The sequence below is a fragment of the Maridesulfovibrio zosterae DSM 11974 genome (genome assembly GCF_000425265.1).
Lineage (GTDB): Bacteria > Desulfobacterota > Desulfovibrionia > Desulfovibrionales > Desulfovibrionaceae > Maridesulfovibrio > Maridesulfovibrio zosterae.
This window is the reverse complement of record NZ_AUDC01000010.1, coordinates 560,061-576,266: the sequence shown is the minus strand read 5'-3', so window position 1 is coordinate 576,266 and position 16,206 is coordinate 560,061. Positions and strand designations below refer to the sequence as shown.

Annotated in this window: 12 protein-coding genes; 4 read left to right on the top strand and 8 right to left on the bottom strand. The window is 40.7% G+C overall.

Going from position 1 to position 16,206, the window contains the following annotated elements; genetic code table 11:
- Nucleotides 1-35: 35 nt before the first annotated feature.
- The 4 genes from H589_RS0103320 to H589_RS0103305 are packed head-to-tail and all read right to left on the bottom strand — an operon-like array spanning nt 36 to nt 4,684.
- On the bottom strand, nt 36-692 hold the full coding sequence (locus tag H589_RS0103320; RefSeq protein WP_027720720.1) for a chemotaxis protein CheW: 657 nt from the start codon (nt 690-692) through the stop codon (nt 36-38).
- A 12-nt stretch (nt 693-704) separates the two neighbouring features.
- Nucleotides 705-1,982, bottom strand: coding sequence for a CheR family methyltransferase (locus H589_RS0103315; protein ID WP_027720719.1), 1,278 nt, complete (start codon nt 1,980-1,982; stop codon nt 705-707).
- Nucleotides 1,983-1,985: 3 nt separating this feature from the next.
- Nucleotides 1,986-2,459, bottom strand: coding sequence for a chemotaxis protein CheW (locus tag H589_RS0103310; RefSeq protein ID WP_027720718.1), 474 nt, complete (start codon nt 2,457-2,459; stop codon nt 1,986-1,988).
- A gap of 2 nt (nt 2,460-2,461) precedes the next feature.
- On the bottom strand, nt 2,462-4,684 hold the full coding sequence (locus H589_RS0103305; protein WP_027720717.1) for a methyl-accepting chemotaxis protein: 2,223 nt from the start codon (nt 4,682-4,684) through the stop codon (nt 2,462-2,464).
- Between the two features lie 270 nt (nt 4,685-4,954).
- Here H589_RS0103305 and H589_RS0103300 point away from each other — a divergent pair, with 270 nt between their 5' ends.
- Nucleotides 4,955-5,170, top strand: a complete 216-nt coding sequence (locus H589_RS0103300) for a hypothetical protein (protein ID WP_027720716.1) — start codon at nt 4,955-4,957, stop codon at nt 5,168-5,170.
- A 240-nt stretch (nt 5,171-5,410) separates the two neighbouring features.
- Here H589_RS0103300 and H589_RS0103295 read toward each other — a convergent pair whose 3' ends face one another.
- From H589_RS0103295 to H589_RS0103280, 4 genes are all read right to left on the bottom strand, one after another.
- Nucleotides 5,411-5,896: a phage regulatory CII family protein gene (locus H589_RS0103295; protein WP_027720715.1), complete on the bottom strand. Its 486-nt coding sequence runs from the start codon at nt 5,894-5,896 to the stop codon at nt 5,411-5,413.
- Between the two features lie 367 nt (nt 5,897-6,263).
- Nucleotides 6,264-7,112 carry a diaminopimelate epimerase gene (gene dapF / locus H589_RS0103290; protein ID WP_027720714.1) on the bottom strand — a complete coding sequence of 283 codons (849 nt, stop codon included), beginning with the start codon at nt 7,110-7,112 and terminating at the stop codon, nt 6,264-6,266.
- Nucleotides 7,113-7,187: 75 nt separating this feature from the next.
- Nucleotides 7,188-7,868: a queuosine precursor transporter gene (locus H589_RS0103285; protein WP_027720713.1), complete on the bottom strand. Its 681-nt coding sequence runs from the start codon at nt 7,866-7,868 to the stop codon at nt 7,188-7,190.
- Nucleotides 7,869-8,165: 297 nt separating this feature from the next.
- A complete protein-coding gene (locus tag H589_RS0103280) occupies nt 8,166-10,862 on the bottom strand; it encodes a bifunctional acetate--CoA ligase family protein/GNAT family N-acetyltransferase (protein ID WP_027720712.1) in 2,697 nt (898 codons plus the stop codon).
- Between the two features lie 217 nt (nt 10,863-11,079).
- Between H589_RS0103280 and acs the strand changes: the two genes are divergently transcribed.
- The 3 genes from acs (at nt 11,080) to H589_RS0103265 (ending at nt 16,202) form a co-directional block, all read left to right on the top strand.
- Complete coding sequence (gene acs, locus H589_RS0103275) at nt 11,080-13,056, top strand: acetate--CoA ligase (RefSeq protein WP_027720711.1); 1,977 nt, start codon at nt 11,080-11,082, stop codon at nt 13,054-13,056.
- Nucleotides 13,049-13,525, top strand: coding sequence for a pyridoxamine 5'-phosphate oxidase family protein (locus tag H589_RS0103270; protein WP_027720710.1), 477 nt, complete (start codon nt 13,049-13,051; stop codon nt 13,523-13,525). The genes acs and H589_RS0103270 overlap by 8 nt, the downstream gene beginning before the upstream one ends.
- Nucleotides 13,526-13,667: 142 nt before the next feature.
- Nucleotides 13,668-16,202, top strand: coding sequence for a cache domain-containing protein (locus H589_RS0103265; protein ID WP_027720709.1), 2,535 nt, complete (start codon nt 13,668-13,670; stop codon nt 16,200-16,202).
- Nucleotides 16,203-16,206: the final 4 nt, after the last annotated feature.

Below are 16,206 nucleotides of genomic sequence, written 5' to 3'. Positions count from 1 at the left end.
GTTAATTTCTCCCTGTCTTACTCATCATTGCCACCCTATTTAATAATGCGATTAAATGCTTCAAATAAGAGTTCTTCTTCCAGCAAAGAGATTCTTTTATCTTTCATTTCAAATAATCCTTTAGTGTAAGCCGCCGGAGCTTTTGATACAGTTGCTGGCGCATCAAGCAGCCCGTCTGAAAAATAATGATGTACTCCTAAGACCTCATCAACAGCAAAAACCCAACGTCCTAAACCTCGATCTACACAAATAAATCTGCTGAAAACACGGAATCCTTTTTCTTCTGCCGTAAGGTATTCTTTATCAAGCCCAAGCAGTTCCCGCATTGAAATAACCGGTACAATCTGTCCCTGGATATTAGTTAAACCACGAAAAAATTTACTGCTGCGATGCGGTACAGGGCGAACGATACTCTGTTCTAGAACGGAAACAAAAACATGAGAAGAAAGCGCCAGCCATTCTTTAGAAATACGAAAAACCACAGCCCCGCTTTTTTCAGCTGTATCATCATCTTTTACAGCTGCAATTGACTCTGTATTTTCAGCCAAGTAACCTTCAGGAGGCTCTCTGTTTAAAAGAGATAACCCCACACGCGCATATTGTGGACAATTATAGCAATGGTTCCAGACAGCTAATTCCGGACAGCTTCTGTCCCCTACATAACCTATTTTATTCCAGCAGGATTCTTGCATTATCTGGTCCCATTAATTATTTTCGGCCCGCCGGACCCTGTTTCTAAGCAGTTCGGCCTTACGAGTCTCGCCTCTGTTCTCCAGAAGCAAAGAAAGATGTACTAACGATTCCACAAGATTTGGTTCAAGATACAAAGCTTTTCCGTAACATTTCTCAGCCATTGAAGTTTGGCCCTTTGCTTCATGCAGTAATCCACTAAGATGCAGCAATTGAGAATCCGGGCCACTCTCAGCAAGCAAGTCATTGCACATCACAAGAGCCTCATCTATGCGCCCTTTATCAGCAAGCAGCTTAACTTCTGCGACAGAGGGTTTCCTGACATCTTCTGCATCAACTTGGTTGGCAAAGACAATTGCAGTTTCTTTAATGTCGGCCACAACTTTATGAGCAGATTCACTTTTTACAAGAACTGACTCAGATGTAGATTTAAGAAAAGAAAATTTTTCAATCTTTCCATCAGGTTTAATATTGCAGGAAACTTTTGAACAATCCTGTTCTTTAAGTAGTGCTGCCAATTTGCGAGGCCCTTTCTTAAAGGCAAAAACACCCTGCTTTCTGACTGGAGTAAACCAGTCATCAAACATTGATAACATTTCTGCATGTCCTACAAAAAGGATTCCGTCGTTCTTCAGCCTCTCACAAAAAAGCTTAATAAGGCAGTTCTTGGCTTGGTCATCAAGATAAATAAGTAAATTGCGACAAAAAATAACATCATACTGTCCAGAGGGAAGGCACCCATCAATAAGATTACCAGCATAAAAATCTACTGATTTTCTTACCTTTTCAGAAAGTTGTCTCCCTGTATTGCATTTCTGGAAGTAACTTGCAGCATAAACAGGAATCTCGGAGCGAAATGAATTCTCGGTAAATATTCCAGATCTGGCTTTTTGCAAGGCTCGCTGGCTGATATCTACTCCGTGAACCTTGAACTTTGCGGTATCCAAACCCGCCCCCATAAGTGTCATAGCAATGGAATAAGCTTCTTCTCCAGTGGAACAGGGGGCACTTAAAACTCTGAATTCTGAATATATATGGTGAGCAGCCTTTTCAAATAATAATTCAAATGGTTTAGTATCTCTAAAAAACCATGTTTCAGGCACCACAATCTCTTCAACCAACTCTGTCCGCTCATCATCGCTTGAACGAAGCAGGCTCAAATACTCATTTTCGTTACAATCTGTTTCACGCATTCTGAGTGTAAGAGCATGTTTAATACCTGTCCTTCCCATAGACTCAGGTGAAAGGCCGATGGTCTTGTTGAGAATTTTATAAAATGGTTCAAGATTCATACTCTATTCCTGCTGTTCTACGGGAAAAAGTACCATATGAAGTTCTTCTGTAAGAAGTTTCTGAGGTTTTATTAACTGCAGCATGCATTCACCGATTCTAGCAACTCGACCAAGCCAGGGGGCATCGGGAATTTCCAAACCTGATGTCTCAAAATCTCGATCATCAACTTTCAACGTCTCAGTAATATTTTCAGCAAGCAATCCTAAGAATTTTTCGCCGCGCTTTGCACTCATATCAAGATCGGCAAGGTCAACTATAATAATTCGTGTAGACATCAGCGGTTTGCAAGGAGTGTCTGTTGCCAGCATGGACAGATCTACTACCGGAGTAACTGTACCGCGATAGTCAAAAATGCCTTTAACATACTGTGGAGAACGGGGCAGTTCTTTATAAATTGCCGGAGGCACTACCTCCACCACCATAGCAGCCTCAAGGCCGTACACATACTCGCCGATTCTAAAAGTGAGTACCAGCATGGTTATTCACTCACCTTAAAGTTGGAAACTTCGCTGCGCAGTCCCTGTACAGCCTCATTTAACTGAGCCGCTGCGCGGTTAAACTCTCCAAGAGCATCAGAAGTATCCGACGCCGTCTCAGAGAGTTGATACATTGCTTCACTAATTTGTTCAGCGCCTTCGGCCTGTGCTGTCATACCATCGTTAACCATTTCAATTCTTGGATTGAGTTCGCGAACACCGGTCATGATTCCTTCAAGCTTTTTGCCCAGTTTTGTTGCTTTACTTGCTCCAAAACGTACATCTTCGGCAAACTTATTCATTTCTGTAACCCCTGAGTCGACTGAAAAACGCATATTCGCGATCATGTTTTCAATTTCAAGGGCAGCTACAGATGTCTGATCTGCAAGCCTTCTTATTTCAGCAGCTACAACGGAAAACCCCTGACCGAACTTTCCGGCTTTCTCAGCTTCTATGGCAGCATTGAGAGAGAGCAGGTTTGTACGATCTGCGACTTTTGTAATTGTTGCGACAATCCCTTCAATAGAGTTAGCTCTTTTATTGATCTCAGCAAGTTTATCTGTGATTGAGGAAGTCGCCAGACTTAAATCATCCATGATGCGGATCATTGTTTTAAGGCCATCCTGTCCGTCATGGGCAAGTGTTGCCATCTGTGAAGCTGAATTGTTTACCTTATGCATTGTTCCGGCAAGCTCACCGGAATTAGCGGATATCTCCGTACTCGTGGCACTTATTTGATTCGTTGCAGCAGCCTGGGTATTAAATGTAACCTCAAGTTGACGGGCGGATGCAGCAATTTCAGTAGAAGAAGTTGTTACTTGAATTCCTGAACGCTGTACCTGCGATACAAGAGAATTTAAGGTTTCAACCATATCTCGAACTGCAAGATAGAGTTGACCTGTTTCATCTAACGATTCCCTGTCATTAATACCCCGTATAGCTCTGCGTGCATTAGGACAATTCGCCTCAACACTAACCAGTGATTTCTTCGCACTGAACAAATCTCCATCGGCGACAATTTTTACAAGATCAACCATATGGCTGACAGGATTAGCTATAAGACCACTTACATAAAATGATATTGCAAGAGTAATCAGTAATAAAATAATCCCGGATACAATTAACCATTCAACCAGATAATCCAAAACCCCGGTTAGGCGATCCGTAATGCCCTGATACTCATCAAGATAAACGCCTGCTCCAATGAGCCAGCCCCATTCTTTGAAATATGTAAAGACTGAAAGTTTAGTCCGTCCGGTTTTATCCGACTTAGTTTTCCACAAATATATTTTACTGGATATTTTGCCATCACCATTCTGGATAGCCTGGTCGATGAGTTCATAAATAAATCCTTTTTTACCACCCACAGAGTCTACATATTCTCCATCATTTTCAGCAGAATTGGAGACTATATATTTACCTTTATTTTCACCTCTGGTGCCGACAACCCATACATGCCCACTTTTACCGACGGTGGTATTGAGCATGGATTTACGCAAGACCTCAACAATATTGTCTTCCATGTGAATTGCGAACATACCGACTATATTATCATTTTGATCACGCATGGGAATATAAATCACAAAACGGGTCCCATGGTCCTCGTTTTCGTATTTTTTTACTGTCCTGCCGGATAAAACATCTTTAATAATAGTGGAAATCTGACCGCTTTTATCCAGTGAATAAAAGATGTCACCCAACCTGCGATGGCCTTTTTCATCCGGAGATGTCGTGTCGACTACCAGCATGTCACCTTCTGTATTAACACGTTGAAATATCGTGCAATAAGCTCCTGAAATGTGAAATGCTTCTGTAAGAAAAGGTAATGAATTTTTTTTGCGTTTTTTATAAGTCAGTCTATGTTCACCAAAAGTCATGACCGGAATGATAATCTCAGTCATTCCCTCTGTCCGATGATTATTAACAGGCCATGTTGAAACGGTGTTTAAAACCTTCACTGTCCCGCTGTCGTCCATAAGAGACTCTAAGGCCATGGTAGCTCGTTCCGTTTCATCTACTAACAATTGTGCCGAAGTCCTGCACTCTTCATAAAGATCACTGGTAATCTGTGAAGTATGAGATACGATCAAAGAACGAACCTCGTCTTTCATGCAGAGCTCAAGGCGACCTTCAAGAATAGTAGTTATAATAAACATAACCAAAATGGGTATAATTGCAGCCCCACAGGCAATGGTTATAATTTTCTGTCTGAGTGAGAATCGCATCAGTACTTCCTGAACCAGCCATCCAAAAGAAAAGAAGGCGGTAGTTTTACAGTTTTAAACACTAGGAAAAACATAAAGGAACCATAATGTCCTATAGCGTAGTTGTATTTATTTTATATGATTAAATCAATGACCACGTAGTCTCAAAGTTGCTTAGTTAAAAAAAAATACAATTAGCATAAAGTGAAAAGAATTGCTGCCGATAGTTTATACATGAGGTCTTTGATTAATCTCTGCCTTGAAGAATGTTCCCCACTCATGGAGGAGTGTATGTATTATCACGGATTTGATAATAAAGCAGTCTCTGCTACTAAGTACTGGACCAATAAGGATGATGAACTAGTCTCCATATTATTTGCAAAAATAATCAATAAAACAGTAAATACTAACGAAGTATGCCCTGAGCAGGCAGAGCTTGTAGAAAAAATGGTTAATAACCTTTTTGATCTTTGTTTTTATATCAATAAAGATGTACATGACTGCTAAAAGTATATATTAATTATTTGATAGAATTACATATTTATAGCCTCTCCCCTGAAGCATGCTTAAATCTTTCGGTGTACCTAATAAAAATTCTATACTCTTACAGTAGTTCAAGAGCATAGGCTTTTTAAATGAAATAGATTTAAAATATAATTAAGCATAAAAAAATCCCGGCAGTTGACCTACCGGGATTTTTTTATGCTTAACTCCGCCAGTCGGAGAGAAAGATCAAACTAAAGTTTGCTAGCTGATCTGAGCAAGACGGGGGGCGTTTTTAGCCTTCTCTTCTTCAGATCTTTTACGCAGATAGTGAACCATAGTCAGAATCGCAGTGATCGCTTCAAAACCTTCCTGCTCAACAGAGTTGACCAGATCATCAGAAGGATCTGCCTGCAAAGCGCTTTTCAGAGCCTTGGAGTATCTTCCAAATCCATCCATAAGATCAAGAGCCATATAGTTTGCTTCATCAGGATCTTCGGGATTGATATCCATAGGAACAAGTACGTAACCCATGATATTGGCAAGTCTGGTCAAAGGACGGATACTACCGGTAGATCTCATAATGGGAATAAGCTCTTCGATACCAACTTTTGCACCTTTATCTTCAGGGTTGATTTCACGAAGAAGAGTCGGATACGGCTTATTGATTTCGCTTGCAACATCGCGTGCAGGCTTATCATTTTTGAGTACAACATCCTGTAAAAGCTTAGTAAGTTCGTTATTCGCCATGGTGTTTCTCCCTTGATTAATTATTTTGTGACTATTACTTACACATAATTATAGCGATATTCATGCCAATTCAATGTGAAATAACAATTAAGTTTTTTATCGTATAAAAACATATAGTTAAACAATTTAACTATTCATCAACCAGCTTGTTTTTACTGAAAATCAGTAATTTTTACTGAAAATCAGTAATTTTGATTATCTCATAAATCACGTTGAGGGCGTAATGAAGCCTATACAAGCAATCGATAGGCCTTGCAAGCATAGAATTAACCTATATTCTAACTATCCTGTTAAGGTATGGATTTTGTGAAACAAAAAAACAGCCTTATTTTAAAATAAGGCTGTTACATAGAAAAAACTATTTGATTTATAAATCAACACCTAGTGCATCAAGATATAATTCGCCGGAAAAGGTCAATTCAGCCCCTCCTTGCAGAAAGACATTACCATCTTCGATAATAACTTTAAGAATTTCACCACCGGACGTTTTGATGCGGACAGCTGCATCAGTAAGTCCAAGACGGTTCAAAGTAACCTGAACAGCACTTACTCCCGTTCCGCAGGCATAAGTCTCATCTTCAACCCCGCGTTCGTAAGTACGAACAATAAGGCTGTCATTATCATCTATCTGGACAAAATTAACATTAGTTCCGGCAGGGGCAAAAGCTTCATGAGATCTTAAGGCTCTGCCAAGCTTTTTGACATCAACGTCTCCCACATCGGCAACTTGCACTACGACATGTGGAACACCTGTGTTAGCAAAATGATACTGATATTTTTCGCCATCAACTTCAATAGTCTGATTCAAAGCAACTCCCTCAGGAGAAGTCAGTTGAACTTTAACTTCATCAAGAAGTGGAAAAACCTGAACTTTAATCGGCCCAGCATCAGAGCCAAATGTATGCTGTTCCCCTGCAATGTCCAGGGCATGAGCAAGCCTGCCTACACAGCGTGATGCATTGCCACACATTTCAGCTCTAGATCCATCTGAATTGTAAAACTGCCAGACAAAATCAAGACCTGAACCTTGCGGTGCATTTTCAATAAATAATAATCCATCTGCATAAACGCCAAAAGCACGCTGACAAATTTTTTCAGCCCATTCCGGCATTTTTGCCACGGACACACCAAGCTCACGATTATCGATTATAACAAAATCATTACCGCAGCCTTGCATTTTATAAAAAGGAATAGATCTACCGAACATTTTACTCATTAGCTGCCCCTGCAAAATATAATGTGATAAAAAATTATTATTCATCCAACTGAATGAATAGTCAAGTTTACGTTATTATGCTCCATAAACCTTAGTATGAATGCGCCTAGCCATATATAGGAACGGAGTATCCATAATAGCTACGATAACCTTGAACAGATAAGTTGTGAAAAGAATTTCCAGCCATACATCAAATGGGAAAAGTCCCCACAAAGCAATAAAACAAAAAACAGAAGAATCAAGTAACTGACTTAGAAATGTAGAGACATTATTTCTAAGCCATAAACGTCTTTCGCCAAACTTATCCTTAAGAAGGTGAAAAACATAAACATCGTGCAATTGTGAGACAAGATATGCACAAATACTTCCCAGTGCTATTCTGGGTAAAAATCCAAATATCACCTCAAGATGAGGCTGAACAAAATCATCTGCCGCAGGGACGAATTTAAGGGCCAGCTGCATGTAAACAACAGCCATCAAAAGTATCATAAATCCCAGATAGACAGCCTTTTTAGCCTCTTCTTTACCATGAAATTCACTTAACATATCAGTCGAAAGAAAAACACTGGCATACAAAATATTACCCAGAGTTGTAGTCATTCCAAAAAGCTGAATCGTCTTCAACACCTGAATATTGCATAAAATAAGATTAAAAACGATCAATCCAAATAATCCAGTCTTGCCGAAGAATCTGTATACAATCAAAACAAGGGTTAAATCCATTAAGGCAAAGCCTATCCATAGTAATTCATTCATGACGCCTCCGCAGGACCTAGGGAACTAAAATAAAACTTTAATAAATTCGCTCTAACGCGAAACTTAGTTATTTAAAAATAAAGAAAAGTAATGATATAAAATGCAGATTCAAACGCGAGCTAAAATCTATTAGGGCTATGCTCCTAGCGCAAATTGTAATGAAAGGCTATTAAGAAAATAGTCATCAGGAAATGCAAAAAGAATAAATATTTAAAATCAATTCTCTTATAAAAAAGACCTAAGTATCTGTAACTAAGTCTTTTATTCTTTATATTTAAAATTATAAAAAAAATGGCCCTATTCTTCTTTAGAACAATCAAGTCTCATTTCTACAAGATCTTCATCGTAATTTTCATTAATTTCAAATCCAAATTTTCGTGAAAGACCTTGCATCGCCTTATTTTCAAACATCGTCTGCCCAACCAGCCAGTGGGTTCTGCGTTCCTTAGTGTACCTAATAATTTTATGAAAAAGCATACTGCCAAGTCCGCTCCCCTTAAGATCAGATCTCACTACGATGGCAAATTCAGCCTCAGAATTGTCAGGCTTAGTTGAAGTTCTAACCACACCGAGTGTTTCCGGCTTTCCATTAGCGCCCATAGCTGTGGCAATGAAAGCCATTTCGCGGTCATAGTTTATTTGTGTGAAACGAGACATGTCTTTGTGATCAAAATCGCGACGTACAACGCCAAAAAAACGCATACGCATATCTTCATCAGATACCTGATCAAGAAACTCATAATGTGCAGGTTCATCTTCAGGACGGATAGGACGTAGAGTTACCTGTTTACCATCTTTAAGAACGACACATTCCTCCAATTCCCGCGGATACGGGCGGATTGCAAGCTGCGGGCAGTCTTCGCCGCACTCGGCAACCATAATTTTAGCCCCAAGGGCCAGAACCCCGGTTTCATCACCATACAAAGGATTAATATCAAGATAGGATATCTGAGGAATATCAATAAATAACTGTGAGACCTGAATCAAAGTCAGGCATAGATCGTCAATATCTGCCGGATGCTGGGTAGGAGTCCCTGAAAGAAGTCTCGAAATACGTGTTCTGCCGATAAGTTCACGTGCAAGACTCATATTAAGGGGGACCATTGCAACAGCTTGATCACGCACTACTTCGCGAGTCATACCGCCATGGCCGAAGTGGATAATAGGCCCGAAGGTTTTATCGGCAGAAGCGGAAATGAAAAGCTCATGAGCACCAAGGCGCCGTCCCATTTTCTGAACAGTAAAGCCTTCAATATAAGCATCCGGACGCTGGCGGTTGACGCGGGTGAGCATGGTAACTGCCGATTCCCATACTTTTTCAGTACTTTCAAGATCCAGAACCACTCCACCAACATCATAAGGCTGACTTATCTGCGGGGAACGTATCTTGAGAGCAACAGGACAACCAATTTCATCCGCGGCGATTACCGCTTCACGGGCGGAAAGCGCAACTTTTGTTTCAACAACAGGCAATCCGTAAGCGGCTAAAACCCTACGGGACTCTGGTTCATTGAGCAGTTCACGTCCTTCAGTAATAGCATTATGTACAATATCGCGGGCAGTGGTAGTATCGGGAAAAAAATCTGTAGGCAGTGAGTCTGGAGTTTCAGTAAGAAGTTCCTGATTGCGTTGATATTCGGCCATATACATAAAAGCACGTACAGCCTGATCTGCACTTTCGTAAGTAGGAATACCGGCATGGGAAAAAACTCTTCTGGATTTGCGGGACATTCCTGACCCAAGCCAGGCCGTAAGTACCATACGCCTCACTCTTTTAAGCCCGCTAGCAACAACTTCCGCAACTTCAACACTTGAAATTCCGGCAAATGGAACATGCACAATTAAAACCGCATCTACACCTTTATCTTTAATAAGAACTTTAAGTGCATCCAGGTATTTCTGGCCTGTAGTATCATATTTAATAGTAACCGGATTGGATTTACTCCACTGCTCTTCAAAAATAATATTCAGTTTTTCAGCCGTTTCCTCAGAAAGGTCTGCGAGTTTGCCACCACGTCTAATAAGGCCGTCAGCTGCAGTAAGCCCTGCACTGGTCCCGTTTGCAATGATTGCAAGACGGTTTCCCCGCATAGGCTGGCGAAGGCTCGCAAGAGTCTGAGCCGCATCAAAAAGTCCATCAATAGTCTGCACCCGCAACATTCCCGCACGCCGGAAAGCTACATCATACACTTCATCGGCCCGTGCAATCATAGTGTTGTCAATTCTGGCAAGTTCATGGGTAACATGTTGTAAAGATTGTCCAGGCCGGATTGCAAGAACAGGTTTATGGCGCGATGCAGCCCTGGCAGCAGACATAAAGCCACGGGCATCATTAATAGACTCTATATAAAGCAGAATTGAACGGGTCTGAGCGTCAGAACCCAGATAATCCAATACATCCCCGAAAGTAAGATCTATGCGGCTTCCAAGTGAAATAACATGAGAAAAACCTATATCATTAATCGCCGCCCAATCCAGAACAGTAGGAATAAAGCTATCAGACTGTGAAACAAAAGCTATTTTTCCGGCTTTTGCAGGGAGCGGAGCAATACTGGCATTAAGATTTAGTGCAGGTACAATAAAACCAAGGCTTTTGGGACCGAGAATGCGCATCTGAGGCGACTTGGCCGCTCTCAAAAGTTCACCGCGAAGACGATGCTGCTCTGCTTCAGGCATGGAACTGAACCCCGAGCCGATTAAAGCAGTAGCCTTAACCCCAATCTCTCTGAGTTTGCATAGCAGTTCGGGACACTCCGGGAGAGGACGGCATATTATTGCCAGATCAGGAACTTTTGGCAGATCCTCAACTTCTTTATATGTAAGTACACCTGAAATAGCTTCAGCATCAGTACTTACCGGCATTACAGGACCGAGAAAGCCTCCGCCCATAAGGTTTCGCATGAGGATATTGCCGGCATTTGCGGGGTCGTTAGTTGCACCGATAACGGCAATAGATCTCGGCTGAAAAAGATATTCCAGATTAATAACGCTCATGAAGCCCTCTATTTAAAGTTCAAACTTTATTCACTGATATTCTTTACATACCTGCTGATCAGTCCTCATATCAAGTAAAACTGAATAACAATCATTTTAAGGAAAGGATATCCCCAAACATTAATAAAGTCCTCTGTTCAACCTAACGGAAACAGAGTATATGATTAGCAGAAGTATAAACAATCTTCAAAGAAATGATGAGTCGGAGCTATTCTTTATGACTGACAAAGCAATTGAAAATCTTATGACTGAACAGAGAACCTATGATCCTCCTGCCGATATGCAGGAGCAGGCTTGTGTGGATATAAAAGAGTACGATGAAATTTATCGCAGGGCTGCCAATGAACCTGAAGCTTTCTGGGCAGAGAGAGCCCGGGAACTTTTACACTGGCAGAGAGACTTCAGCTCTATTCTGGAATCCGACTCAGAAAAAAATGAATACAAATGGTTTGGGGGTGGACGTATCAATGCTTCGTACAACTGCCTTGATCGTCATTTAGAACAGGGAAGACGTAATAAAGCCGCTCTCATATGGCAGGGGGAACCGGAAGAAGATGTAAGTGTGTACACCTACCACATGCTGCATCGTGAAGTATGCAGGTTTGCTAATGTTTTGAAAAAAATGGGTATCAGTAAGGGCGACAGAATTGCTTTGTATCTACCCTCGGTTCCTGAGCTGGTGATTGCTATGTTGGCTTGCGCCCGTATAGGAGCCGTCCATTCAGTTGTTTTTGCTGGTTTCTCGGCAGTAAGCCTGAAAAACCGTATCCTTGATTGCAATGCAAAAATACTCATTACTGCTGACGGAGTACTGCGCGGTGGCAAGATTATTCCACTGAAACGTAATGTTGATGAAGCACTATTTGAATGTCCTTCTGTTGAGCAGGTAATTATTGTTAAACGCGCAGGTATTGATATTGAGTTTATTGAAGGACGTGACACGTGGTGGCATGATGAAATTGCTGCTCTGGATATCGAAGATTTTTGCAAACCTGTTTTTTTAAAATCTGATGATCCTCTTTTTATATTGCATACATCCGGCAGCACAGGAAAACCAAAAGGGATAGTCCATACTGTCGGGGGCTACATGACCATCACTGCGCACACAATGCAGTGGGTGTTTGATATTAAAGATGATGATGTTCATTGGTGTACAGCAGATCTGGGCTGGATTACCGGTCACAGTTATGTTGTCTACGGTCCACTGGAGTCAGGGGCTACAACCTTGATGTTTGAAGGTGTACCGACATATCCGCGACCTGACCGCTACTGGGATATTGTGACCAAATATGGTGTCAGTATTTTTTATACCGCCCCAACTGTAATCAGGACCTTGATGCGTGAAGGGTCACAATGGACAGATAAATATGATCTTCCATCCTTACGAATTCTTGGAAGTGTAGGTGAAACCATTAATCCAGAAGTATGGATATGGTTCCACAAACATGTTGGGAAAAATCAACTTCCTCTACTTGATACATGGTGGCAGACCGAAACAGGCGGGATATTAATTTCACCGTTACCCTATGTGGATAAACTCAAACCGGGTTCTACAGTAAAACCGCTTCCTGGAATTGAAGCTTCAGTAGTACGCAGCGACGGAAGCCCTGCTGATATTAATGAAGGCGGACATCTTGTTATCAATAACCCTTGGCCCGGAATGCTAAATTCTATTCACAATGATCAGGCCAGATACAATAAAACATATTTTGAACGCTTCCCCGGAAAATACGAAACCGGAGATGGTGCGAGAATTGATGAAGACGGCTTCTTTTGGATCATGGGCAGACTTGATGATGTTATTAATGTTTCCGGTCATCGTCTGGGTACTTCCGAGATTGAATCTGCGCTTATTGCCCATCCTGAAGTAACTGAAGCTGCTGTAGTCGGTATCCCCCATGAAATTAAAGGTCAGTCCATATACGCGTATGTGACGTTACGTCCCGGCATAGATGAGGACGATGATATGCGTAACCGCTTACGGGAATGGGTTGGTAAAGAAATCGGTCCTATTGCCGTGCCAGATACAATTCAATTCTCTGAAGGTTTGCCTAAAACCCGCTCAGGTAAAATCATGCGCCGCATTTTGCGTCAGATTGCCACGGGAGATGATCATTTCGGTGATACTTCAACCCTTTCAGATGCGTCCGTAATTACTGATCTGATTGAAGGAAAAGAGGATCTTTATGATTAATAATGAAGACTTAGAAAGCAGAGAGAATAGTGTAAAAGCATGTGTGGAAATGCTGTGCGACAACAATATACTGGTTCTGGCAACACAAGGTAAAGAAGGACCGCATACTTCGCTTATGGCTTATTGCTGTTCCCATGATGGGCGTGAAATATACATGCTCAGCAGCAAAAAAAGTCAAAAATGGATGAACCTACAGCAATGTAATCAAGTAAGTCTATTAATTGATGATCGAGATGGAAAACTTAAGCATAAGCGTAATGAAATTAAAGCTCTCACCGTCAGCGGAACTTTTACTGAGTCACAACCTGAAGATGAAAAAAAGATTTTAAAATATATTACCCAAAAAAATCCAGAGACAGCTTCACTATTTTCAGGTCCTGACTGCGCAGTTATTTGCGTCAAAGTAGAATCCTTTTTGATGCTGAATGGTCCAAAACAAGCTTTTTATTCCGGAATGCCAACCCTGTGATCATTTCACCAATATTTCAGACAAAAACTACTCTTAATTTAGTAATTAATTTTACCATGCCATTATAGTGTGCTATTCTTTTAAATAAATCCTTTGCCTGTTTTCATTTATTCTTAACTGTTTTAAACAGCGCAGGAGTCGGATGTATAAATCAATGCGGGCAATAATTCTTCTTTTTGCAGCCGGGTTGGTAGTTATAACAACAGCAGGGCTGACTTTTTTCGCTCAAAATGAAGTTTCCAACGCTATTTATGAGAGTGAGTTTACACATGCCCACGAATTAGTTGACTCCACACTTCTTAATGTAGCTACAGAATACCAGAGTCTCATTTTTTATAAAAATGCAGCCATGGAATGGCGTAAAGAAGAACTTAAAAATATTGTTGATGTTGCTGAAAACATTATCAGAATGAATTATGAAAGATATCTTAACGGATCTTTATCAGAGGATGAAGCTAAAAAAATCAGCCTTCAACAACTTAAGGCCATACGGTTTGCCAATGGAGTCGGATATGTATGGGTAAATGATAACCTGAAGCCTATCCCACGTATGATTATGCATCCGACCATACCCGAACTGGATGGAACCATTCTTGATGATCCCAAATTCAATCAAACTAAAGATACCCACCAAAATCTTTTTGCCGCCTTTCGGGAAGTCTGTGCGAAATATGGAAATGGGTATGTTGAATACCTATGGCCTAAACCGCTTGCTGACGGGCTCAGTAAGGAGCAGCCCAAACTATCCTATGTGACCCTTTTCAAAAAATGGAACTGGATCATTGGCTCAGGTATATACATTGATGATCTGGATAGGGCTGTTGCTAAAAGATTCGATGCTATTCTTGAAGAACTTCGAATAACCTTTGCACAAATTAAAATAGCTAAAAGCGGCTACCTGTTCCTGTTCTCAGGTAAAAATGAAATTCTGATACACCCTTCATACCAAGGGGCTGATGCATCAAAACTTATAAATCCTTCGAGTGGTAAATCTATTGTTGCCGAACTATCAAAAGCAGCAAAAGGAACAGGGATATTTGAATATCCTTGGGATAAACCCCCGAATCATATTGGCGAATTTATTTACGAAAAAAGAGCTTATATAAGATATTTTGAACCACTTGACTGGTATGTCTGCTCAACTGTTTATAAGGATGAGCTTCAACAGCCGGGCCAATTAATTCGCGATAAGATAGTGCGTTTTTCAATCGCCTTTCTAGCAGTTGCTTTGGCATTTGCCACTCTACTTTCCAGTAAAATTGTCCACCCTCTGCTCAAACTTACTGCCGCTGCTAGAGCCATCAGGGAAGGCGGTGTTTCTGCTGCTGAAATTCCTATCGGAGGTCCTGCTGAAATCAAAGATCTAGGAACTGTGATTAGTGAGATGCTTATATCCATTAAAATAGGTCTTGAGGATAAAGAGGAATTATTACAAGCATTAAGAAATGGAAATAACGCATTATCTGCAACCAACTATCAACTTGAAGAAAAAATACGTGAAAATGTCAGAAAAGAACAAGAACTGTTAAGACTTCGTAATCACCAGAAAAATATTCTGGACTCCATGCCATCTGTGCTGGTGGGAATTGATCGCAATGGCGCCATCAATCAGTGGAATAAGGAGGCTGAAAAATTCACCGAGCGCAGCTTTGAAGAGGTAAAAGGGCTTCTTCTTTCAGAAGTTCTACCGAAAATATCAATAGAAGTTGAAAGGGCCCAAGGCAGTATTATGTCAGGTAAAACTGTTCATAAAATACGTATACCGCGTGTAAAAGATGGAGAAACTTATTACGAGAATATAACTATTTATCCGCTGATTAGTAACGGTCATGATGGAGTTGTCATTCGTCTGGACGATGTCACAGAGAGAGTGCGCATTGAAGAAATGATGATCCAGACTGAAAAAATGATGTCAGTAGGGGGGCTTGCAGCAGGAATGGCTCATGAAATCAATAATCCGCTAGGTGGGATATTACAGGGAACTCAAAATATTGAACGCCGTCTGTCTGCTGATATGCAAAAAAATATTATTGAAGCAGAAAAGCTTGGTGTAACCATCGAAACAATCCGTGAATATATTCAGGCTCGTGACATTTTTAAAATGCTGACAGGCATTAGAGAAGCTGCCTCAAGGGCTGCTGATATTATTACCAACATGCTCAACTTCAGTCGCAAACCGGAAGTTCATCGAACATCAAGTAAACTAGATAAAATTGTGGACGATGCAATATCTCTTGCCGCTCAAGACTATGATTTAAATAAAAAATATGATTTCAAACAGATAGAAATTATTAGAGATTATGAAAAAAATTTACCTTTTGTAATCTGTTCACCGACAGAAATTGAGCAGGTAATATTAAATCTGCTTGGAAATGCTGCTCAAGCAATGGAAAAAATGAATTTTCCAGAAAAGAAAGCCTGCATAACTATTAGAATTTATCAGCAAAAGGACTACATTGTAATTGAAGTTACAGATAATGGACCTGGAATGGAAGAATCAATACGCAAAAGAGTTTTCGAACCATTTTTTACAACAAAGCCTAAAGGCCAGGGAACAGGACTGGGACTTTCGGTTTCTTACTTTATTATTACGGAAAACCATCATGGCAGTTTCACTATTGATTCCACTTTAGGAAAGGGAACAACATTTGCTTTTAAACTGCCCATAAATAGATGATCCG